Here is a 23,098-nt window from a genome sequence, read left to right as displayed (position 1 = left end):
ATTCCGGACTGCGAAATCTAAACAGAGTGAATAAAACCAAAAATATTAGCAGAACAATCGGGCGGGTCCGGCGCGAATGCCATGCACGCTGGCATGCCACTCTACCCATGAACGGGTAACGGCCGTGAAAAGAGGCGGCGTAGAGATCTGCTGCGGTGCAGTGTGCAGCGCAGAATGTGATGTCAGTAAACTATGCAGTGAGTCGATCAGCGCCAGCTTTTGTGCCGCCAGCGGTAATGTCTGTTGCTCCGCCTGCGCCTGGGGCGCCAGCGTGAAAGAGAGATGACGAATAACGGTGCGGATGGCGTGCTGATGCCAGTAATCCACGCTGAAGCTCGGGCGTCGGGACGCTTCCTGCAGCCGGATCAGATGATCAAAGCGTGTGGCACTGCCAAGAAAGAGACTGCTGGCCGGAGATTCAGAGGACGCGTTGAGTTCGGAGCTTTGCGCACAGGCTGGCAGGCCAAAGCTGGCCGCTACCATCCCTAACAGGAGATGAGGCCAGAAGTAGCGTCTACCTAATTGTCGCCAGCGCAGAAGAATCCCGATCACAACCTTTCCATCGCGCATGCTCTGTTGCGCTCTTGTTTTCTGGTACCCGCCGCGAGCCGCAACGGATTTCGGCCTGTAAAAGCGCCACAGATAGTATCATTAATGTGGGGCATCCACACCTGGGATTAAAGTGATGGCGAGAGAAAACGCGTGTGATTGTTCAGCAAATCAGCAGAACAGACAACGCTTTGCGAGCGAGGTCGCAGTCATCAGGCGTGTGATAAGAGGCAATAAAAAAACGGCTGGCGCCGCTGACCGGAGAGGGTGTCAGCATAACCAGCCGTTTCACGTTCCGGGGTAATTAAGCCAGAACCAGATTCGGTGCTTTGAATGCCAGCGGCAGTTCAGCTTCGTCTTCGAAGGTTGCCCATTCCCAGGCTTCCTGCTTAGCCAGAACCGCTTGCAGCAGCTTGTTGTTCAGCGCGTGGCCCGATTTGAACGCAGTGAATGCGCCAATGATGTTGTGACCACACATAAACAAGTCGCCAATCGCGTCCAGCATTTTGTGACGGACAAACTCGTCCTCAAAACGCAGGCCTTCTTCATTCAGTACGCGGAAATCATCCAGACCTATCGCACAATCTAAGCTACCGCCCAGGCACAGGCCTTTAGACTGCAGATATTCGATTTCACGCATAAAGCCAAATGTACGCGCCCGGCTGATTTGACGAACAAAGGCGTCAGCAGAGAAGTTCATCGCATAACGCTGTGAGCTGGAATCGATAGCCGGGTGTTTGAAGTCGATGGTGAAATCAAGCGAGAAGCCGTTAAACGGTTTGATCTCGGCCCATTTGTCACCCTCTTCCACACGCACGGTCTGCTTAACACGCACAAATTTCTTCGCGCTGTTGAGCTGCTCGATGCCCGCATCCATCAGCAGATAGATAAACGGTGCTGCGCTGCCATCCATGATCGGGATTTCTGGCGCATCGACTTCAACAATAATGTTGTCGATACCCAGACCCGCCAGGGCGGCATTGAGGTGTTCAACCGTTGAAATACGCACGCCTTCATCATTCACCAGGCAGGTACTCAGCATGGTGTCGCGCACGTATTTTGCATCAGCCGGAAAATCTACCGGTGGATTCAAGTCGGTGCGACGATAGATGACCCCGGTATTAGCCGACGCAGGGCGTAATGTCAGGGTGACTTTTTTTGCCGGTATGTAAACCGACACCAGTCGCCTGAACAATACGTTTTAATGTCCTTTGTTTGATCATCGTATTATCTCGCAATATCACCTGTCCGACCGCCAGTATACTGTACCAGCGGACAGAGACTTTAGCACAAAGAGCGGAGAATCCCAATTATAGGGTTAATCCTAATCGGCCTGCTTACGTAAAAAAGGCCGGAATATCAAGATAATCGGGCTCTTTGTTCGACTGCGCAGCCTGGTCGTTAACGACTTTGGCAGCAGGTTTCTGCTCCTGCGGCAGCGGTGACATACCGTGCTGCTGATAGCGATGATCCATCACTGGCTGACTGGCTGGCTTGTTGGTTACCAGGGTGATTTCAGGACGCTTGTCCATGCCGATACCGGTTGCCACCACGGTGACGCGCAGTTCGTCATTCATTTCCGGATCCAGTGAAGTACCGATCACGACGGTCGCGTTGTCAGAGGCGAAGGCGCGGATAGTGTTACCCACGGTCTCGAACTCATCCAGACGCAGGTCGAAGCCCGCCGTAATGTTGACCAGCACGCCACGCGCACCAGAAAGGTCGATATCTTCCAGCAGTGGGCTGGAGATCGCCATTTCAGCCGCTTCTTCCGCACGATCTTCACCGCACGCGACGCCTGAACCCATCATCGCATAGCCCATTTCGGACATGACGGTACGCACGTCAGCAAAGTCGACGTTCATCAGGCCAGGACGGGTGATCAGCTCAGCGATACCCTGAACGGCGCCTTTCAGCACGTCATTAGCTGCACCAAACGCATCCAGCAGAGAGATACCACGGCCCAGCACTTTCAGCAGCTTGTCGTTTGGAATGGTGATCAGTGAATCGACATGCTTAGAGAGTTCGGCGATCCCCTGCTCGGCAAACGCCATGCGCTTTTTGCCTTCGAAGTTGAACGGCTTGGTGACAACCGCCACCGTCAGGATACCCAGCTCCTTAGCCACTTCAGCCACGACAGGCGCTGCACCGGTACCGGTACCGCCGCCCATACCTGCTGCGATGAAGACCATGTCTGCCCCTTCCAGCGCAGAACGCAGTGCTTCGCGATCTTCTTCTGCAGAGTTACGGCCCACTTCCGGGTTCGCACCCGCACCCAGACCTTTGGTAATGTTATTACCGATCTGAATGGTCTGGCCGACAGCTGTTTTACGCAGCGCTTGCGCGTCGGTATTCACAGCAAAGAATTCCACACCTTCGATACGCTCGCGTACCATGTGCTCTACGGCGTTACCGCCGCCGCCACCGACGCCGATGACTTTAATCACCGCGTCGTTGGTTAATTCCATAGGTTCAAACATGATTTCTCTCCGTTATGTGCCTGTCGCCTGGAGATCACTAAAGAAAACAGCATGATCCCCTTTCACAAAAATTAAAACTCTTTTTTTAACCAACTGTTAATACGCTTGAACCAGTTACCTACTGAGACCCGTTTTTCGGTCTCTGCATCACCGTTCATGTGCGACTCTTTGCCGTAATGCAACAGTCCCACGGCAGTGGAGTAGTACGATTCCTGCGCATAGTCAGTCAGGCCGGTAATATTCAGCGGCTGTCCGATACGCACCTGCGTATGGAATACGCGTTGCGCACAGGCCGCCAGTCCTTCGATTTGCGCTGCACCACCGGTCAGGACAATGCCTGCGGCTAAGTGATGCTTCACGCCCTGCTGACGCAGTTGTTCCTGTAACTGCAGAATCTCGTCATTGACCAGATTCAAAAGTTCGGTGTAACGCGGCTCAATCACTTCAGCCAGCGTCTGACGTTGCAGGCTACGTGGTGGACGTCCGCCCACACTCGGCACCTCAACGTTCTCGTCTTTGCCGACAATCGAGCCCAGCGCGCAACCATGGCGCACTTTAATCGCCTCAGCATCCGTTGGTGGTGTGCCAAACGCATAGGCGATGTCGCTGGTAACGACGTTGCCTGCATACGGAATAACCTTAGTGTGCCGTAAAGCGCCGCCGGTATATACGGCTATGTCCATTGTACCGCCACCAATATCGACAACACACACGCCCAGCTCACGTTCGTCTTCAGTCAGAACGGCAAAACTGGAGGCGAGACCGGCAAAAATCAGCTGATCCACTTTCAGCCCGCAACGCTCAACGGCTTTAACGATGTTCTTCGCCATATCGTTGTGGCAGGTGATCAGATGCACTTTCGCCTGCATACGCACGCCGGAAAGCCCGACCGGATTTTTAATCCCTTCCTGATAGTCGATGGCGTATTCCTGAGGAATGACGTGCAGGATGCGATGCTCGTCACGTACTCTCACCGATTTGGCGGTATGTACGACGTTCTCTACATCATCCTGAGTCACTTCCTCTTCGGAAATCGGAACCATCCCGATTTCGTTCTGACAACTAATATGTTTGCCCGATAAAGCAAGGTAGACGGAGGAGATCTGGCAATCTGCCATCAGCTCAGCCTGATCGATGGCGCGCTGAACGCATTTCACCACCGACTCAAGGTCGTTTACGCCACCTTTATCCATACCGCGGGAAGGGCAGCTGCCCACCCCAATAATGTTGACCATACCATCGGGCAGAACTTCCCCAACCAGGGCGGCAACCTTCGCAGTGCCGATTTCGAGTCCAACTACCAGTTTTCTGTCCGTTGCCTTGATCATTGTTGTTTAGCCTGTGCCTGGTTCTGTTGCTGATTACTGTCCTGTGGCTCCATCACGATCGGTGTCCAGCCAACAGAAGCGCCAGAGTCGTATCGTAAATCCACGTAGCTGATACGTTTGCTCTCGTTCTGACCTTGCTGTTGCAGCACCGGGTAGAGCTCAATAAAGCGATTCAGTCGTTTCATGGTGTCGCTGCGGCCCAGTTCGATACGAACATCGTCGCTGGTGACCAGCTGCCATGAACGCCGCGCCGTCATCGACGCCACCTTCAGAGTAAACTTCCGGGCTTTCAGCACATCATCCATGCTGTGATAGCCCGCCAGGACCTCTTTCTCACTCCCTTCCGGCCCGTACAACATCGGCATTGTCTCTTTGCCGACATGACTGGCGGGTACGCTGAAGGAGACACCCTCAGCATCCACCATGTGCAAATCGTTCCAGCGCGCCACCGGTGTGTACTCCACAAGGTGGATCTTCAGTTCGTCCGGCCACTGCTTACGTACGCTGACCTGCTTAATCCAGGGCAGCCGCTCAATCTGCTGCTGCAGGATGTCCACGTCCTGAGACATAAACGTACCAGGCGGACCCAGCGACAAAATCGCCTGACGAATATCATCGTGTGTGGTGTAGTGCGTCTGTCCTGTCACCACCAGTTTTGACAATGGCAGCCGGGACGCATCGTTCATCCACTTCAGTACCACCAGCCCGCCAGCAACCATAATCCCGATGACGATCAGCAGAAAAATAATGCCGAACAGTCGGGCACCGTTACTGCGCCCGGTGCGAATACGCTCCTGCGGTTCACGGTTTCGAACTCTCATCGCCGCCTGTGACATATCAGTCGGCCAGCTCCAGAATATGGGCAACCAGCTGCGGGAAGCTCATGCCCGCCTGTTTCGCTGCCATTGGCACCAGACTGTGGCTGGTCATGCCCGGTGAGGTATTGGCTTCCAGTAACTGAAAGCGCCCTTCCCCGTCGGTCATCACATCAACCCGTCCCCAGCCGCGACATCCCAGCGCACGCCAGGCCGCCAGTACCAGCTGTTGTAATTCCGCTTCACGTTCAGCGCTTAAATCGGCCGGACAGACGTACTGAGTATCGTCAGAAATGTATTTAGCTTCATAGTCATAGAACTCGCTGGCGCTCTTTATTTCAATCGAGGGCAGAATACGATCGCCCACAATCGCGACGGTGTACTCCGCGCCGCTGAGAAACGCTTCGACCAGCACGTCATTGTCGTGCTTAAACGCCATGTCCAGTGCCGCCGGCAGCGCGCTCAGATCGTTAACCCGACTGATGCCCACGCTGGAGCCTTCGCAGGCTGGCTTGACGAACAACGGCAGGCCAAGTGCCGCAATTGCCGCGTTGTTTTCTGCGTCCAGACCGGCATCAAACTGCTGACGCGTCAGCCAGACAAACTTTCCTGACGGTAAACCACGTCCCTGCCACAGCAGCTTGGTGCGCAGCTTATCCATAGTCACGGCCGATGCCATCACGCCGCTGCCGGTGTACGGCAGTTGCAGGAACTCCAGCACCGCCTGCAGCGTGCCATCTTCTCCTCCCCGGCCATGCAGTGCGATAAAGGCTTTGGTAAAGCCCTGCTCTTTCAGCGTCAGCACAGAGACATCACGGGTATCGATGCCATGCGCATCAATGCCCATTTCCCGTAATCCGGCGAGGACGGCCTGACCTGAGTTCAGCGAAACCTCGCGCTCTGCCGAGGTGCCACCCATTAATACTGCAACTTTATCCGCCATGACGATCCTCCGCTTTGCGTTCCGGCTGGAGCTTAGTGTCAGCCAGCTTGCGGGCAACCTTGCCGACGTTACCGGCTCCCTGCACCAGAATCAGGTCATTGCCTGACAGCAGCGGTGCCAGCATCTCTGGCAGCGCGTCATGTTCCGGCACCAGAATCGGATCCACCTTGCCGCGATTACGAATCGCACGGCACAGCGACCGGCTGTCAGCACCCGGAATAGCGGTTTCACCGGCAGAGTAAACATCCAGCATCAGCAACACATCCACATGCGACAGTACGTTGGCGAAATCATCAAACAGATCGCGGGTTCGGCTGTAACGGTGCGGCTGAAACACCATCACCAGTTTTTTATCCGGCCAGCCTGCGCGCGCGGCTTTAATTGTCGCGTCCACTTCGGTGGGATGATGACCGTAATCATCAACCAGCATCGCGGTGCCCGGCTGTCCGTTGACCGGCTCTGTCGGGAATTCACCCAGCAGATCAAAGCGACGGCCCGTGCCCTGGAAACTCTCCAGCGCAGCCAGGATAGCATTGTCTTCAATGCCCTCTTCACTGGCGACGGCGACGGCGGCTGCCGCATTCAGGGCGTTGTGGCGTCCCGGCGCGTTCAGCGTAATCTGCAGCGGTGCTTTATCCTGACGGATCAAGGTGAAATGCCCCTGCGCGCCACTCTGTTCATAATTTTCAATGCGCAGGTCAGCATCATCACTGAAACCGTACGTGGTGATATGGCGTCCCACGCGAGGGATCAGATCACGAATAACCGCATCATCCACACACATCACCGCACGACCGTAAAACGGCAGGTTGTGCAGGAAATTAATAAACGTCTGCTTCAGGTTCTCAAAATCGCCCTGATAGGTGTCCATATGGTCAGCTTCGATATTGGTCACAATCGCCACCATCGGTTGCAGATGCAGGAACGACGCATCACTCTCATCCGCTTCAGCAATCAGATACCGGCTGTGACCCAGACGGGCATGGGTGCCTGCTGCTTTGACCAGTCCGCCGTTAACAAAAGTCGGATCGAGACCCGCTTCCGCATAAATACTCGACACCATCGCCGTGGTGGTCGTTTTGCCATGGGTACCCGCAACGGCGATGCCGTGACGAAAACGCATCAGCTCAGCCAGCATCTCCGCGCGACGGATCACCGGGATACGCTGTTCACGTGCCGCCACCAGTTCGGGGTTATCCTGCGAAACGGCGCTGGAAACCACTACGACGCTGGCATCGGTCACGTTTTCGGGGCGATGGTTAAAATAAATGGTGGCACCCAGCGCAATCAGGTTCTGCGTCACCGGGTTAGGGGCCAGATCTGAACCGCTGATATGGTAGCCTTCATTTGCTAACACTTCGGCAATACCGCCCATGCCAGCACCGCCGATGCCGACAAAGTGGATGTGCCGGACGCGACGCATCTCGGGCACGATAGAACGCAGTTTTGCCAATTGTTGTGTATTCATCGCTCTCAGTTACCTGCTATTTCAGTTTGTACCCAGTCCGGGTACAGGTCAGACACGCTGACCGGAATGATTACTTTGCGGCGCGAGCCACTTCCTGAGCGACCCGTTCAGTCGCATCGGGGATCGCCACCTGACGGGCCTGCTCAGCCATCGTCAGCAGTGTTGCGCGATCCCAGTGGCGTAGCTGATCCGCTACAGCCTCCGCAGTAAATTGCGGCTGCTCAAAAATTCTGGCGGCGCCCGCTTTCTCCAGCGGCAGCGCGTTCCAGTACTGCTGGCGATCTTTGTGCTGAAATGGCACGAAAATCGCTGGTAAACCCGCGGCAGCGACTTCGCTCACGGTTAACGCGCCGGAGCGGCACACCACCACATCAGCCCAGGCGTAGGCGGCAGCCATGTCATCAATAAACTCGGTCACCTTGTGCTGCGTCTGCCCGACCTGCTGATAAGCTTTCTCTGTTTCGGGCAACGACCCTTTACCGGTCTGATGCCACAGGGTGATCTCATCACCCACCAGCGCGGCAACCTGCGGCAGCGTCTGGTTCAGTATCCGCGCACCCTGACTGCCACCGATCACCAGCACCCGTATCGGGCCATGACGATTCGCGAGACGTTGCGCGGGTAAAGGCAGTGCCAGTACATCAGTGCGAACTGGATTTCCCACCACATCGGCGGCGGGAAACGCGCCCGGAAACGCCTGCAATACTTTCGTAGCGATTTTCGCCAGCCATTTGTTGGTCAGCCCGGCAATACCGTTCTGCTCATGCAGCACCACCGGAATACCGCAACTCCAGGCCGCTAAGCCGCCAGGACCGGAAACGTAGCCACCCATGCCCAGCACGACATCCGGCTGCCAGGCCTTCATGATGCGACGGGCCTGACGCCATGCATTAAAGATGCGCAGCGGTGCCAGCAGCAACGCCTTCATGCCTTTACCACGTAATCCGCTGATGCGGATGAAGTCGATGTCGATGCCGTGCTTTGGCACCAGATCGGCTTCCATACGGTCGGCAGTGCCTAACCAGCGGACCTGCCAGCCCTGTTCCATCAGATGATGGGCGACAGCCAGACCGGGAAAGACATGTCCGCCGGTTCCGCCTGCCATCACCATCAATCGCTTACCGCTCATCGACCACCTCGGGTAAACGCCTGCGCTTTCGCCAGGCGCGTTTCATAATCTATGCGTAATAAAAAGACGATGGCAGTCGACATAATGATCAGACTCGACCCACCGTAACTGATCAGCGGTAAGGTCAGACCTTTGGTCGGTAACATACCGGCTGCTGCACCGACGTTAACCAGCGCCTGGAAGCTGAACCAGACTCCGATTGAACAGGCTAAAAAAGCCGGAAAAACGCTGATCCAGTTCCAGAGCACGACGGCCAATCGACATCGCACGAAAAGCGACGAAGAATACCATTAAAAGTGCCATTACCACACCGACGTAGCCGAGTTCTTCCCCGATGATGGCGAAAATAAAGTCGGTATGCGCTTCGGGCAGATATTCCAGCTTTTGCACGGAGTTACCGAGCCCCTGGCCCCAGAATTCCCCGCGACCAAATGCCATCAGTGACTGGGTCAGCTGGTAGCCACTACCAAAGGGATCTTCCCACGGGTTCCAGAACGAGGTCACACGGCGCATACGGTAGGGTTCTGCAATGATCAGCAGGATCACCGCAAAGATGCCGGAACCGATGATTGCCAGGAACTGCCACAGTTTGGCGCCCGCCAGGAACAGCATCGCCAGGGTCGTCACAAACAGCACAACCACCGTACCGAGATCCGGCTGCGCCAGCAGTAACACGGCCAGCACCACCATCACGCCCATCGGCTTACAGAAGCCCCAGAAGTTGTTACGCACCTCTTCCACTTTGCGCACCAGATAACTGGCGAGATAGCAGAACAGAGAGAGCTTCGACAGCTCTGCAGGCTGAATACGCAGCGGACCCAGCGCGATCCAGCGCGATGCACCGTTAACCGAGCTACCGACTACCAGAACAATCAGCAGCATCGCGACCGTGACCATCAGCATCACGTTGCTGTAGCGCTGCCAGAAATCCATCGGCACCCGCAGCGTGACCAGCGCCATACATACAGCCAGCACGATGTAGAAGGCATCGCGCTTGGCAAAATAAAAGAGATCGTCATTCAGACGCTGACCCACCGGCATTGAAGCCGACGTCACCATCACGAAACCAATCACCGCCAGGCCCAGCGTCAGCCATAGCAGTGTGCGGTCATAGAGCACCAGCGAAGAGTCATCACTTTCGCGTGCGCCCATGACCCAGTCTTTCAGGCGTCCTGAGAAATATCCCGCCAGTCCGGCGCCAGGAATACGCATCAGCTCAGCTCCTTCGCCAGTTGCGCGAACTGCTCACCGCGCTGCTCAAAGTTACGGAACTGGTCAAGGCTGGCGCAGGCTGGCGACAGCAGAACCATATCGCCTGCTTTAACCTGCGGCGCAATCTGCTCCATCGCCTGGCGCATGGTCTCAGTGCGCACGGCGATCTCCGGACGCAGCGCCGCCAGCGCATCGCCATCGCGACCAAAGCAGTAAAGGCGCACATTGTCGCCCTGCAGCCAGGGGATCAGCGGCGTAAAATCGGCCGACTTGCCATCACCGCCCATCAGCAGCCACAGCGTTCCCTTCACCTGCAGGCCATTCAGCGCTGCTTCGGTGCTGCCGACGTTGGTCGCTTTGGAGTCATTGATCCAGCGCACGCCCTGATGCTCATGAACCAGCTGGAAGCGATGCGCCAGACCGTTAAAGTGCGTTAAGGCGGCCAGACTGGAGGCGCGTGGCAGACCCACCGCATCGGCCAGCGCCAGCGCAGCCAGCGCATTGGTGTAGTTGTGCTGTCCCACCATCTTCATTTCAGCCGTGTTCAGAACTTTCTCGCCTTTCACCCGCAGCCAGATACTGCCCTGCTGCTTGTTAAGGTGGTAGTCCCCGAAATCGACACCAAAGCTGACGCAGCGGGTGTCCGCGCCGCGTACCGGCATCGTCAGGGCATCATCGGCGTTAACGATGCAGACCTGTGCATTCTCATAGACCCGCAGCTTAGCAGCGCGATACTGCTGCATACCCAGCGGATAGCGATCCATATGATCTTCGCTGACGTTAAGTATGGTTGCCGCCGCGGCTTTCAGACTGTGCGTGGTCTCCAGTTGGAAACTGGAGAGTTCCAGTACATAGAGTTGCGCCGGTGACTGCAGCAGACTCAGCGCGGGCAGACCAATATTGCCGCCGACGCCCACCTGCCAGCCTGCGGCTTTCGCCATTTCACCCACCAGCGTAGTCACCGTGCTTTTACCGTTGGAGCCGGTGATCGCCACGATCGGCGCCTGCGCCTCGCGGCAAAAGAGCTCAATGTCACCGACAATTTCGATGCCGGCTTCGACGGCTTCGCTGAGAATCGGATGCGCCAGCGCGACGCCAGGGCTGGCAACAATCAGATCGGCCGCCAGCAGCCAGTCACCGTTGATGCCGCCCAGATGGCGTTCAACCTGCCCGGGCAATTTATCCAGCCCCGGCGGCGAGACACGGGTGTCCATCACGCGAGGCGTTACGCCCTGCGCTAAAAAGAAATCAACACAGGAGAGCCCGGTGAGGCCCAGCCCGATGATGACGACTTTTCTACCCCGATAGTCAGCCATGATTAACGCACCTTCAGCGTGGCCAGGCCAATCAGCACCAGCATTAGCGAAATAATCCAGAAGCGCACAATGACGCGCGGTTCCGGCCAGCCCTTAAGTTCATAGTGGTGATGGATCGGCGCCATGCGGAAAATACGCTGGCCGCGCAACTTAAACGATCCCACCTGCAGGATCACCGACAGCGTTTCAACCACAAATACGCCGCCCATGATCACCAGTAAAAATTCCTGACGCAGCAACACCGCAATGGTGCCCAGCGCGCCGCCCAGCGCCAGCGAACCCACGTCGCCCATAAAGACCTGAGCCGGATAGGTGTTGAACCACAGGAAGCCCAGCCCTGCCCCGACAATGGCGGTACAGACAATCACCAGCTCACCGGCGTGACGCAGATAGGGAATATGCAGATATTCAGCAAACTTCACGTTACCGGTGGCCCAGGCAACCAGCGCAAAGCCCGCGGCGACAAAGACGGTTGGCATAATCGCCAGCCCATCCAGGCCATCGGTCAGATTGACCGCATTACCCGTTCCGACAATCACAAAGTAAGCCAGCAGCACATAAAACAGACCTAGCTGCGGCATGATGTCTTTGAAAAAGGGCACGACCAGTTGGGTCGCGGGGGGTATCTTTGCCCGCCGCATAGAGCCCGAACGCGACGCCCAGCGAAATTACCGACATCCAGAAATATTTCCAGCGGGCGATCAGGCCTTTGGTGTCTTTGCGTACCACTTTGCGGTAGTCATCGACAAAGCCGATGATGCCAAAGCCGATTAACACGAACAGCACGCACCAGACATAAGGATTCGACGGATATGCCCACATCAGCACCGAAATGGTGATGGAGGTCAGAATCATGATGCCCCCCATGGTCGGCGTGCCGCGCTTACTGAAATGCGATTCCGGGCCATCGTTACGGACGACCTGGCCAATCTGTAATTTCTGCAGCCAGGCGATCAGGCGCGGCCCCATCCAGAGAGAGATGAATAACGCGGTCAGCAGGCTGACAATGGCGCGAAACGTCAGATAGGAAAAGACGTTAAATCCCGAATAAAAAGCGACCAGATGCTCGGCCAGCCAAACTAACATGTTCCTTTCTCCTTTAAGCTCTGTACTACCTGCTCCATGGCGGCACTACGTGAACCTTTTATCAGGACGGTAATTTCTGAGTGTTCGGACAACAATTGACGCAAACGTTCAGTCAGCGCAGTCTTATCGCTGAAATGTTCGCCAACTTCACTGCTTTCACTGATGAAATGGCTGAATTTTCCGGTGCTCAGCACGCGATCAATGCCTGCGTCACGTGCCGCTTGCCCCACTTCGCGGTGACAACTTTCGGTCTCTTCACCCAGTTCCGCCATATCACCCGTGACCAGCACCCGGTAACCCGGCATCTCTGACAGGACCTGAACAGCTGCTGTCATCGAACCGACGTTAGCGTTGTAGCTGTCATCCAGCAGCAGCTGATGCGCAGAGAGGCGAACCGGGAACAAACGACCTGGCACCGACTGCAGGTTTTTCAGCCCCAGCTGAACGGCGCTAAGCGGTGCATCCACTGACAGAGCCAGTGCCGCCGCCGCCAGGGCGTTGGCGATGTTATGCCGACCCGGCAATGGCAGCACGATCTCAGCTTCGCCACGCGGCGTTATCATCACAAAATGGGTACCATCCTGAGCAATGCGGATATCACGGGCGGAGAATTCACACTCTGCCGCCTGCGGTGAGAAACGCCACACGGTTTTATCCTGCAGCGTGCTCTGCCAGTTGGGCCAGTCATTGCTCTCTGCGTTCAGAATCGCAATGCCGTGAGCCGGTAAGCCCTGGAAGATTTCGCCCTTGGCTTTAGCAACACCGGCCAGCGAACCAAAGCCTTCCAGATGCGCTGCGGCCAGGTTATTCACCAGCGCGCTTTCCGGTTGAACCAGTCCCGTGGTGTAGGCGATTTCGCCCTGATGATTCGCACCGAGTTCGATGACCGCATACTGATGTTCTGCGGTCAGCCGCAGCAGCGTCATCGGTACGCCATAATCGTTGTTAAGATTGCCTGCGGTGTAGAGCGTTTCGCCACACTCACGCAGAATCGCCGCCGTCATCTCTTTAACCGAGGTTTTGCCGGAGGAGCCGGTCAGCGCCACTACACGGGCGTTCGACTGCTGACGAACCCATGCGCCCAGTCTGCCAAAGGCGAGACGGGTATCTTCAACCACCACCTGTGGCACAGCGACAGGTAAATGCTTACTTACCAGTAGCGCCTGTGCGCCATTCGCAATGGCATCGCCGGCGAAGTCGTGCGCATCAAAGCGTTCGCCCACCAGCGCAACAAACAGGCTGCCCGCCGTGACTTTGCGGGTATCGGTGGTCACGTCACTCAGCGTTAAATCACTGCCGTGCAGCGTGCCGCCGGTGATCTCTGCCAGGGTTTTTAATGAAACCGGAATCATGCAACGCCTCCCAGCAGTGCCGCAACGGTGGCACGATCGGAGTAGTCGAGACGGCGATTGCCAATGATCTGATAATCTTCATGGCCTTTGCCAGCCACCAGCACGATATCGTCGGGCTGCGCCTGCATAATGGTGTTGGTGACCGCCTGCGCACGACCAGAGACCACGCGGGCGCGGCCTGGGTCCAGCAAACCGGTCAGAATATCTTTTACAATCGCCTGCGGATCTTCGCTGCGCGGATTGTCATCCGTAATCACCACCACATCCGCATATTGCTCAGCAATCGCGCCCATTAACGGGCGTTTGCCTTTGTCACGGTCACCGCCGCAGCCAAACAGGCACCAGAGTTTTCCTTTGCAGTGCAGACGTGCCGCTTCCAGCGCTTTTTCCAGCGCATCCGGGGTGTGGGCATAATCTACGACAACCGTCGGTTTTCCTGCGGCGCTGAACACTTCCATACGCCCGTTGACCGGCTGCAACTGCGGCGCAACGCTGATTAGCGTCGCCAGCGGATAATCCAGTGACAGCAGCGTCGCCAGCGCCAGCATCAGATTGCTGACGTTGAAGGCACCCATCAGCGGACTGTCAATTTCGCCGTTGCCCCAGCTGGAACTGAAACGAATATGTGCGCCGTTATCGTGGTAATCCACCGCATCGGCTTTAAGCCAGCGCCCGTGGCAGCCCGGCTGGAGGTTATCCTCCATGGTGACCGCAACGGCATCAGGTAAGCGCGCCAGCCAGCGACGACCGACTTCGTCATCCGCGTTAAGGATCGCCTGCCCGACCTGATGCTCAGAAAAGAGCAGCCATTTAGCTGACTCATAGCTCTGCATATCACCGTGGTAATCGAGGTGATCGCGACTGAGATTGGTGAAGACCGCCGCGGCAAACGGCAGCGCAGCGACGCGATGCTGAACCAGTCCGTGTGACGAGACTTCCATTGCGGTCAGGGTCGCCCCTTTTTCAGCCAGATCGTGCAGCAGATGCTGAACATCAACCGCTGAACCCGTAGTATTTTCTGTCGCCGCTAAGTGACCTACCAGCCCATTGCCGACGGTGCCCATCACCGCACTGGTCTCACCCAGTAGCGTCGCCCACTGCGCCAGCAACTGGGTGGTGGTGGTTTTACCGTTGGTGCCGGTGACGCCAATCAGCTTCTGTTTTTCGCCCGGCTGCTGATAAAAACGGCCTGCCAGGGCCGAAAGGCGCTGATGCAGCTGCGCCAGATAGATAACCGGTACGCCGTGCATTTCACGGATTTCGCCGTCGACCGCTTCACCCTCAGCTTCCGCCACCACAGCGGCAACGCCCTGCGCAATTGCCTGCGGAATGAATCGGCGTCCATCAACCTGATGGCCTGCAACAGCGACAAACAGATCGCCAGAAGCCGCAATGCGGCTATCCAGGGTCATGTCACGCAGTGGGCGCGCCGGCGCGCCTGGCACCCAGGGGCCGAGTAAATCGCGCAGGTTACGATCTGTCACTTGATTCCTCACTTCTGTTAGTCACCAGCTCATTCTTGTCATTGGTCGGTAACGCGTCCGGCTCGATGTTCATGGTACGCAGTACGCCACCCATGATGGCTCCAAATACCGGAGCAGAGACCGCACCGCCGTAATACTTGCCGGCCTGGGGATCGTTGATCACCACCACCAGCGCGAATCGGGGATGACTGGCAGGCGCGACGCCTGCGGTGTAGGCAATGTATTTATTGACGTAGCGTCCGTCCGGCCCGACCTTTTTCGCCGTACCGGTTTTTATCGCAATGCGATAACCCTTGATTGCCGCTTTGACGCCCCCGCCACCGGGCAGCGCCACGCTTTCCATCATGTGCATCACGGTTTTCACCAGTGACTCATCGAAAACGCGTTGTCCCGCGACGGGCGGATCCACTTTGGTGATCGACAGCGGGCGATTAATGCCATAGCTGCCAATCGTTGCGTAGACTCGCGCTAACTGTAACGGCGTTACCATTAGCCCGTAGCCGAAAGAGAAGGTGGCCCTCTCTATGTCAGACCACCGTTGTTTTTTAGGGTATAAGCCACTGCTTTCCCCGACCAGCCCCAAATTGGTCGGTTTGCCCAGTCCAAAGCGCGCGTAAGTTTCTACCAGCGCTGAGGAAGGCATCGCTAACGCCAGACGTGAAACACCGACGTTACTCGACTTCTGTAAAACCCCTGTCAGGGTCAATTCGTTGTAGCGCGCCACATCTTTGATCTCATGACCATTGACGCGGTACGGCACGGTATTCAGGACGCTGTTCTCTCTCACCACACCACGCTGCAGCGCCGTCATCACCACCATCGGCTTCACGGTAGAGCCAGGTTCGAAAATGTCGGTGATGGCGCGGTTACGCATCAGATCTTTTGGCGTATTGCCGAGATTGTTCGGGTTGTAAGCCGGGCTGTTGGCCATCGCCAGCACTTCACCGGTATTGACATCCACCAGCACCGCCGTACCCGATTCCGCTTTGTTAAAGGCAACGGCGTTATTCAGTTCACGGTAAACCAGCGCCTGTAACCGCTCATCAATGCTCAGCGTCAGGTTATGAGCGGCCCGGCTGTCCACCGAAGAGATATCCTCGATGACCCGACCATACCGATCTTTACGCACCGTCCGCTCGCCGGGTGCACCGGTCAGCCACTTATCAAAGCTCTTCTCGATGCCTTCAATGCCCTGCCCGTCGATGTTGGTAAAGCCAATGAGATGGGAGGTGACCTGCCCGGCAGGATAGTAACGGCGCGACTCTTCGCGCAGATGAATACCGGGAAGTTTGAGTTTTTTAACGTAGTCGCCGATAGCCGGATTGACCTGGCGCGCCAGATAGACAAAGCGGCCTTTGGGATTGGCATTCACGCGGGCGGCCAGCTGATCAAGGGGAATAGAGAGCGCATCGGAAAGCGCCTTCCAGCGGCTGTCCAGCGTCACGCCGCCACCGGCGTGCAGCTCTTTGGGATCGGCCCAGATAGCGTTGACCGGCACGCTGACTGCCAGCGGGCGTCCGGCGCGATCGCTGATCATACCGCGTGAGGTGGGCACCGCCTGAACACGCAGCGAGCGCAGATCGCCCTCTTTTACCAGCTTGCCAGGATTAATCACCTGCAGCCAGGCCACACGTGACAGCAATCCACCCAGCGCCAGTAAAATACAGCCGCACAGCAACGCAAAACGCCAGCTTACAAAGCTGGCTTTATCTTCCGGTTTCTTCAATTTCAGCGTTCTGCCTGTGCCGCTCATTCGCTATCTGAGGTCCTTATTTCTGCACCACGATATTTTCTTGTGAAGGATCAACGTGCTGCAGTTGCAGCTTCTCGGTGGCGATGCGTTCAACACGGCTGTGATCGCCCAGTGCATTCTCTTCCAGGATCAGGTTGCGCCACTCGATATCGAGTGCGTCACGCTCCAGCACCAGCTGTTCGCGCTGCGCGGTTAACAGTCTTGTTTTATGGGTGGTCGTCACCACCAGCACGGCAGAAACCACCACAGCGATCAGCAACAGCACCGGAATCTTGCCTTTTCGCAGCAGATCCCCGCCGATGACGGCAGGCAGACTGTGACGCTCATTACCGATCATGCGTCGGTTTTCTCCGCGATACGTAATACCGAGCTGCGCGCACGTGGGTTTTCAGAGACTTCAGCGTCACCCGGCGACATTTTGCCGAGCAACTTCAGTTCACGCCCACCCAGGGCACGCAGCTGATGTTCAGTCATGGGAATCCCAGGCGGCACCTGCGGCCCGCGACTCTGATCGCGCATAAAGCGCTTCACCAGCCGATCTTCCAGTGAATGGAAGCTGATAACAGAGAGACGGCCCTGCGGAGCCAGCACTTCAACAGCGCCTTTCAGGGCAATATCGATCTCTTCCAGTTCGCTGTTAATCCAGATACGAATCGCCTGGAAGCTGCGCGTGGCCGGATGCTTAAACTTATCTTTTACCGGCATGGCGATTGAGATCACCTCAGCCAGTTCACGGGTCCGGGTCATCGGCTGTTCGCGATTACGCTCGACAATGGCCCGGGCGATGCGTTTGGCGAATCGCTCTTCACCGTAGGTCTTCAGGACAAACGCGATATCCGCCTCTTCTGCGTGCAGCAACCATTCTGCGGCGGAGTGCCCGCGCGACGGGTCCATTCGCATATCCAGCGGTCCGTCACGCATAAAGGAGAAGCCACGTTCGGCGTCATCCAGTTGCGGTGATGAAACCCCCAGGTCCAGCAAAATGCCGTCAATCTTTCCGACCAGATCCCGTTCAGAGACATACTCTGCCAGCGCGGAAAAAGGGCCATGAATAATTGAAAAACGCGGGTCGGTGATCTCTGCGGCAGCGGCGATAGCTTGCGGATCACGATCGATGGCGATCAGCTTTCCCTTCTCTCCCAGCTGCGAAAGAATCAGGCGTGAATGGCCACCACGACCAAAAGTGCCGTCGATGTAAATACCGTCTTCCCTGATATTGAGGCCGTTAACCGCCTCATCCAACAGCACGGTGGTATGTTTGAAATTTTCCTGCATAGCTATAGCGACAAGTCCTGCAACCGCTCAGATAAAGGCTCCTGAGCCGACTGTTCTGCGTCAATATCGTCCCTGACTTGTTGATACCAGGTCTGTTCATCCCACAGCTCAAATTTATTGAACTGTCCAACCAGCATCACTTCTTTGGTTAATTTTGCGTGCTGCCGAAGCGTATTCGCCAGCAGCAGGCGGCCTGCATTATCCATCTGACATTCACTGGCATGCCCCAGCAGCAAACGCTGCACGCGGCGCTCAAGTGGATTCATACTGGAAAGGCGTGCCAGCTTTTTTTCAATGATTTCCCATTCGGGCAGGGTATAAAGCAACAGGCATGGCTGGTGGAGGTCGATGGTACAGACCATCTGCCCCTGAGACTCCCCAATCAGCAAATCGCGATATCGCGTAGGTACGGCGAGCCGCCCTTTGCTGTCGAGATTGACTAACGTTGCTCCGCGGAACATGCCAGTCTCTTCTCCTCATCACCCATTTACGCCACTTTATCCCACTTTTTTACCACGAAACGAGTTTAAGGATCCCATGAAATCCTTGTCAAGCCGGAGCGGCAGGTGAATATCACTCTTTACAGAGTGAAGAATTATTCTCTGGCGACGCTATAAACGAATAAAAGGGGAAAGTAAAAATTAAGCCGATGAATACCTGAATAAAAAAAACGACCCGGGAAAAAACGACTAAAAATGAAACAATGTAAAGGGCTAAATATTAATCGTGGTTTCTGAGACAGCGGCGGCATTTTAGGGGATTTCCGAAAGGAAGCCCAGCGGCTTAAGGCCAGACGGGAAAGTAAGTTTGTTGAAGTTGTAAGCAGATAATAAAAATAACCCTTTCTGCTTTGTTAGATTTGATGAGCAGAATTTACGCTTTTTTTACGTCGACCTGTTTATTTAATCAGTTAAATCGTTAAATAAAATGGGCGGGCAGCGTAATACTGCCCGTGGCTCATTTAACTTTTCGGCTTAATTGTCCGCGACGGTATAAATTACGGCGAATGCGGGTTAACCCGGGTTTTGGTTTTCTGGGTTCATCCAGCGAGGCTAAAACTAATTCCAGCACGCGCTCTGCCACGTCACGATGACGCTGACCTACCGCCAGCACCGGACACTCAAGAAAGTCCAGTAATTCGTGGTCGCCAAAGGTGGCGATGGCCAGCTCGGTCGGAAGCCGTCCGTCTCGTTTCAGCGTCACATCCATCACACCCTGCAGCAAGCCAAATGAGGTGGTAAAAAAGCGCCTCCGGCATCGGGTGATCTTCAAGGTATTGTTCAAACAGTGCCGCGGCGGCTGTGCGTTCGAAGCTATTGCAGTAGATATAGTCAATCGGCCGGGGATCGTCTTTCCATGCATCGCGGAAACCCAGCTCGCGCAGGAAACTTACCGACAGCTCGGGTAATGCACCGAGGAACAGCACATTTTTGACCTCAAGCTGACGCAGTTCAGCCGCCAGCATATGGGCATCGTCCTGATCGGCACCCACTACGCTGGTGAAATGTTCACGATCCAGCGCGCGATCTAACGCAATAATCGGCAGGGGATCGTTGATCCAGCGCTGATAAAAGGGATGCTCTGGCGGTAACGAGGTAGAGACGATGATCGCATCGACCTGGCGCTGTAACAGATGCTCAATGCAGCGCATCTCGTTATCGGGCTGATCTTCAGAACAGGCGATCAGCAGCTGATAGCCGCGCTGACGGGCCTGCCGCTCAAGATAGTTCGCAATACGGGTATAACTGGTATTTTCCAGATCGGGGATCACTAACCCAATTGAGCGCGTACGCCCGGCGCGCAGCCCGGCAGCCACCGCATTGGGGTGATAATTATGCTCACGTACCACCGCCATGACTTTCTCAACGGTTTTGTCGCTGACACGATACTGCCGCGCTTTGCCATTGATCACATAACTGGCCGTGGTGCGCGACACGCCTGCCAAACGCGCAATTTCATCCAGTTTCACGATAACCCCACCATCAAATCCGCTTTTACGGCAGAAATAGCCGCAGTTAAGCTATGGATAACTCATGGCTATCATCTAACAGCAGAAAAGTGCGCGGAGCAACCGCTTTTCTGAATGTAACTCGCCTGGCGCATAAAAAATAAAAAAACCCGGCATTTCGCCGGGTTAGGTGAGGATTGATGATGACGCTGCGTGATTAACGCATGATACGATCGCCGCGTGAAACGCCGACGATACCGGAGCGTGCCACTTCAACAATTTCAGCCACATCGCGAACGGTACTCAGGAAGGCATCCAGTTTGTCACTGGTGCCTGCCAGCTGAACCGTGTACAGCGTCGGCGTTACGTCGATGATCTGACCACGGAAGATCTCGGCGTTACGCTTCACCTCTTCGCGGCCATAACCGCTCGCCTGAATCTTCACCAGCATGATTTCGCGCTCAACATAGGCGCCCTGCCCCAGCTCGGTAACGCGCAGCACATCTACCAGCTTGTGCAGCTGCTTTTCAATCTGCTCCAGCACCTTCTGATCGCCCACCGTCTGAATGGTCATCCGCGACAGCGTAGGATCATCCGTTGGCGCCACGGTCAGGCTCTCAATGTTATAGCCGCGCTGCGAGAACAGGCCGACGACACGGGATAATGCGCCGGATTCGTTCTCCAGCAGAACTGATAAAATACGACGCATAATTATGTCCTCTCCGTTTTGCTCAACCACATCTCATCCATGCTGCCACCGCGAATCTGCATCGGGTAAACATGCTCGCTACCGTCAACGGTGACATCCACAAATACCAGACGTCCCTTCGCCAGGGTTTCCAGCGCCAGCGCCAGTTTCTCTTCCAGTTCAGCCGGATGTTCAATCGCGATCCCGACGTGGCCGTAGGCTTCCGCCAGACGCACGAAGTCAGGCAGTGACTCCATGTAAGACTGGGAGTGACGACCGGAGTAGATCATATCCTGCCACTGCTTCACCATGCCCAGCACCCGGTTGTTCAGGTTCAGCACCAGCACCGGCAGATCGTACTGCAGCGCGGTGGAAAGCTCCTGAATGTTCATCTGGATACTGCCATCGCCCGTTACGCAGATGACTGTTTCGTCCGGCAGCGCCATCTTCACACCCAGCGCAGCAGGCAGGCCAAAGCCCATGGTGCCCAGACCGCCGGAATTGATCCAGCGGCGCGGTTTATCGAAAGGATAATAGAGCGCAGCAAACATCTGGTGCTGGCCCACATCCGAGGTCACATACGCATCGCCTTTGGTCAGACGGCTGATGGTTTCAATCACCGCCTGCGGCTTGATTTTGTCGCTGGTGCGATCAAATTCCAGGCAGTGACGACTGCGCCAGCCCTCAATCTCCTGCCACCAGTCGTGCAGGCTCTCAGCGCGCTGGCTTTCGCTTTGCGCCAGTAACTCCAGCATCTGCTGCAGCACCTGCTTCGCATCACCGACAATCGGGATATCCGCCGCCACCGTCTTAGAGATAGAGGTCGGGTCGATATCGATATGCATCACCGTGGCGTTGGGACAATATTTCGCCAGGTTGTTGGTGGTGCGGTCATCAAAGCGCACACCGATACCAAAAATCAGGTCGGTGTTGTGCATCGTCATGTTGGCTTCGTACGTGCCGTGCATACCGAGCATGCCAACGCACTGACGATGAGTGCCAGGGAACGCGCCCAGGCCCATCAGCGAGGTCGTCACCGGAATATTCAGGCTTTCGGCCAGCTTTAACAGTTCCGCTTCGCAGCCGGCGGTAATGGCACCACCACCGGCGTAGATCACCGGCTTCTTCGCGGCCAGCAACGTGGTCAGCGCACGCTTAATCTGACCTTTATGGCCCTGAATAGTCGGATTGTAGGAGCGCATGCTCACCGTATCCGGCCAGTGATAAGGCAACTTGTTGGCCGGATTCAGAATATCTTTCGGCAGATCGATCACCACCGGCCCCGGACGTCCGGTGGAAGCCAGCCAGAACGCCTTTTTCAACACGGTTGGGATCTCTTCAGTACTTTTCACCAGGAAAGCTGTGCTTCACTACCGGACGAGAGATGCCGACCATGTCGCACTCCTGAAAGGCGTCATAGCCAATCAGCGACGAGGGAACCTGACCCGAGAGGATCACCAGCGGAATCGAGTCCATATAGGCGGTGGCGATACCGGTAATCGCATTGGTTGCGCCGGGTCCGGAGGTGACGAGCACCACGCCGACTTCACCGGTGGCGCGCGCCAGGCCGTCAGCCATATGCACCGCGCCCTGCTCATGACGCACCAGAATGTGATCGATACCCCCGACGGTTTGCAGCGCATCATAGATATCCAACACTGCGCCACCCGGATAACCGAATACCTGCTTAACGCCCTGATCGATTAACGAACGGACGACCATTTCGGCTCCTGACAACATCTCCATCTTCTGCCTCCAGGCTTGCGGACCCGGCTCTGTTAATACGCCCGTTAACGCGTACCACATAGCCCCGGTGCCTGCTTTGCCAATCAAAATCTTATGTTTATGCATGACAGCGGAAACAACTGCCGCTGTCCGGTTACAGAGAAATCTGTTGAGTTTATTTTTCTGAGAGTAGGTCGATTACCATAACCGCAGTTAACCGGGCAGGCAAACCGCAAACCCACGTAAATTAAAAGGCAGGGGCGTAAAGGCTCTGCCCGATAAGAATTGGCTGCGCGGATTAAACTAATTACGCGGCAGAACCGCAGAGGAAAATGCTGATTAAGAAATTATTTTCAGCGTGATCTAAGAAATAACGAAAACTTATTACCCGGCTGCCCTGGCCCACAATCGCCTGACACTTTTCTTTTCTGGCGTAATTAACCAGTAAATCGCTGAGACGCATTCGATTATGCTAAAGAGCAGGTGATATATCCTGTATCCTCGTGAGACACCTTCCCGATAAAGTCTTTAATTTTCAACACAATAA

General features: G+C 55.8%; 14 protein-coding genes and 6 pseudogenes. All 20 read right to left on the bottom strand.

The annotated features are described in order from the left end of the window. Positions 1-45 precede the first annotated feature (45 nt). The 20 genes and pseudogenes from secM to ilvI all read right to left on the bottom strand — a co-directional run bounded on the left by secM (position 46) and on the right by ilvI (position 22,572). Positions 46-552: a secA translation cis-regulator SecM gene (secM, locus tag JNO11_RS02700; protein WP_242461324.1), complete on the bottom strand. Its 507-nt coding sequence runs from the start codon at positions 550-552 to the stop codon at positions 46-48. Between the two features lie 301 nt (positions 553-853). Next, positions 854-1,772, bottom strand: a pseudogene (gene lpxC, locus JNO11_RS02695) (UDP-3-O-acyl-N-acetylglucosamine deacetylase). A gap of 101 nt (positions 1,773-1,873) precedes the next feature. After that, a pseudogene (gene ftsZ / locus JNO11_RS02690) lies at positions 1,874-3,029 on the bottom strand (cell division protein FtsZ). 71 nt (positions 3,030-3,100) lie between these two features. Beyond that, a complete protein-coding gene (gene ftsA / locus JNO11_RS02685; RefSeq protein ID WP_010253890.1) occupies positions 3,101-4,357 on the bottom strand; it encodes a cell division protein FtsA in 1,257 nt (418 codons plus the stop codon). Continuing rightward, complete coding sequence (ftsQ, locus tag JNO11_RS02680) at positions 4,354-5,193, bottom strand: cell division protein FtsQ (protein WP_010253887.1); 840 nt, start codon at positions 5,191-5,193, stop codon at positions 4,354-4,356. The genes ftsA and ftsQ overlap by 4 nt, the downstream gene beginning before the upstream one ends. Position 5,194: 1 nt before the next feature. Next, entirely contained in the window at positions 5,195-6,115 is a 921-nt protein-coding gene (locus tag JNO11_RS02675) for a D-alanine--D-alanine ligase (RefSeq protein ID WP_010253885.1), read from the bottom strand. Beyond that, positions 6,105-7,583 carry a UDP-N-acetylmuramate--L-alanine ligase gene (gene murC / locus JNO11_RS02670; protein ID WP_010253883.1) on the bottom strand — a complete coding sequence of 493 codons (1,479 nt, stop codon included), beginning with the start codon at positions 7,581-7,583 and terminating at the stop codon, positions 6,105-6,107. The genes JNO11_RS02675 and murC overlap by 11 nt, the downstream gene beginning before the upstream one ends. A 70-nt stretch (positions 7,584-7,653) precedes the next feature. Then, entirely contained in the window at positions 7,654-8,712 is a 1,059-nt protein-coding gene (gene murG, locus JNO11_RS02665; RefSeq protein ID WP_033756551.1) for an undecaprenyldiphospho-muramoylpentapeptide beta-N-acetylglucosaminyltransferase, read from the bottom strand. After that, a pseudogene (ftsW, locus tag JNO11_RS02660) lies at positions 8,709-9,924 on the bottom strand (cell division protein FtsW). Before ftsW ends, murG begins: the two are co-directional and overlap by 4 nt. Beyond that, positions 9,924-11,240 (bottom strand): UDP-N-acetylmuramoyl-L-alanine--D-glutamate ligase, encoded by a 1,317-nt coding sequence (murD, locus tag JNO11_RS02655; protein ID WP_010253876.1) that lies wholly within the window; start codon positions 11,238-11,240, stop codon positions 9,924-9,926. The pseudogene ftsW and the gene murD overlap by 1 nt, the downstream one beginning before the upstream one ends. Before the next feature lie 2 nt (positions 11,241-11,242). Continuing rightward, positions 11,243-12,326 (bottom strand): annotated as a pseudogene (mraY, locus tag JNO11_RS02650) (phospho-N-acetylmuramoyl-pentapeptide-transferase). Beyond that, on the bottom strand, positions 12,320-13,678 hold the full coding sequence (gene murF, locus JNO11_RS02645; protein ID WP_325176905.1) for a UDP-N-acetylmuramoyl-tripeptide--D-alanyl-D-alanine ligase: 1,359 nt from the start codon (positions 13,676-13,678) through the stop codon (positions 12,320-12,322). The pseudogene mraY and the gene murF overlap by 7 nt, the downstream one beginning before the upstream one ends. Continuing rightward, complete coding sequence (gene murE / locus JNO11_RS02640; RefSeq protein ID WP_325176904.1) at positions 13,675-15,162, bottom strand: UDP-N-acetylmuramoyl-L-alanyl-D-glutamate--2,6-diaminopimelate ligase; 1,488 nt, start codon at positions 15,160-15,162, stop codon at positions 13,675-13,677. The genes murF and murE overlap by 4 nt, the downstream gene beginning before the upstream one ends. Continuing rightward, positions 15,149-16,915 (bottom strand): peptidoglycan glycosyltransferase FtsI, encoded by a 1,767-nt coding sequence (locus JNO11_RS02635; protein WP_010671821.1) that lies wholly within the window; start codon positions 16,913-16,915, stop codon positions 15,149-15,151. Before JNO11_RS02635 ends, murE begins: the two co-directional genes overlap by 14 nt. Before the next feature lie 16 nt (positions 16,916-16,931). Continuing rightward, positions 16,932-17,252, bottom strand: a complete 321-nt coding sequence (ftsL, locus tag JNO11_RS02630; RefSeq protein WP_003854764.1) for a cell division protein FtsL — start codon at positions 17,250-17,252, stop codon at positions 16,932-16,934. After that, positions 17,249-18,190, bottom strand: coding sequence for a 16S rRNA (cytosine(1402)-N(4))-methyltransferase RsmH (gene rsmH / locus JNO11_RS02625; RefSeq protein ID WP_010253859.1), 942 nt, complete (start codon positions 18,188-18,190; stop codon positions 17,249-17,251). The genes ftsL and rsmH overlap by 4 nt, the downstream gene beginning before the upstream one ends. A gap of 2 nt (positions 18,191-18,192) precedes the next feature. After that, a complete protein-coding gene (gene mraZ / locus JNO11_RS02620; protein WP_009092149.1) occupies positions 18,193-18,651 on the bottom strand; it encodes a division/cell wall cluster transcriptional repressor MraZ in 459 nt (152 codons plus the stop codon). A 496-nt stretch (positions 18,652-19,147) separates the two neighbouring features. After that, positions 19,148-20,159, bottom strand: a pseudogene (gene cra / locus JNO11_RS02615) (catabolite repressor/activator). 196 nt (positions 20,160-20,355) lie between these two features. Then, positions 20,356-20,847, bottom strand: a complete 492-nt coding sequence (ilvN, locus tag JNO11_RS02610) for an acetolactate synthase small subunit (RefSeq protein ID WP_003854770.1) — start codon at positions 20,845-20,847, stop codon at positions 20,356-20,358. Positions 20,848-20,849: 2 nt separating this feature from the next. After that, a pseudogene (ilvI, locus tag JNO11_RS02605) lies at positions 20,850-22,572 on the bottom strand (acetolactate synthase 3 large subunit). Positions 22,573-23,098: the final 526 nt, after the last annotated feature.

Origin of the sequence: Pantoea sp. 1B4 (assembly GCF_016925765.1) — a bacterium.
In the GTDB taxonomy this organism is placed as follows: domain Bacteria; phylum Pseudomonadota; class Gammaproteobacteria; order Enterobacterales; family Enterobacteriaceae; genus Pantoea; species Pantoea agglomerans.
This window is presented reverse-complemented; position numbering and strand designations above follow the sequence as displayed.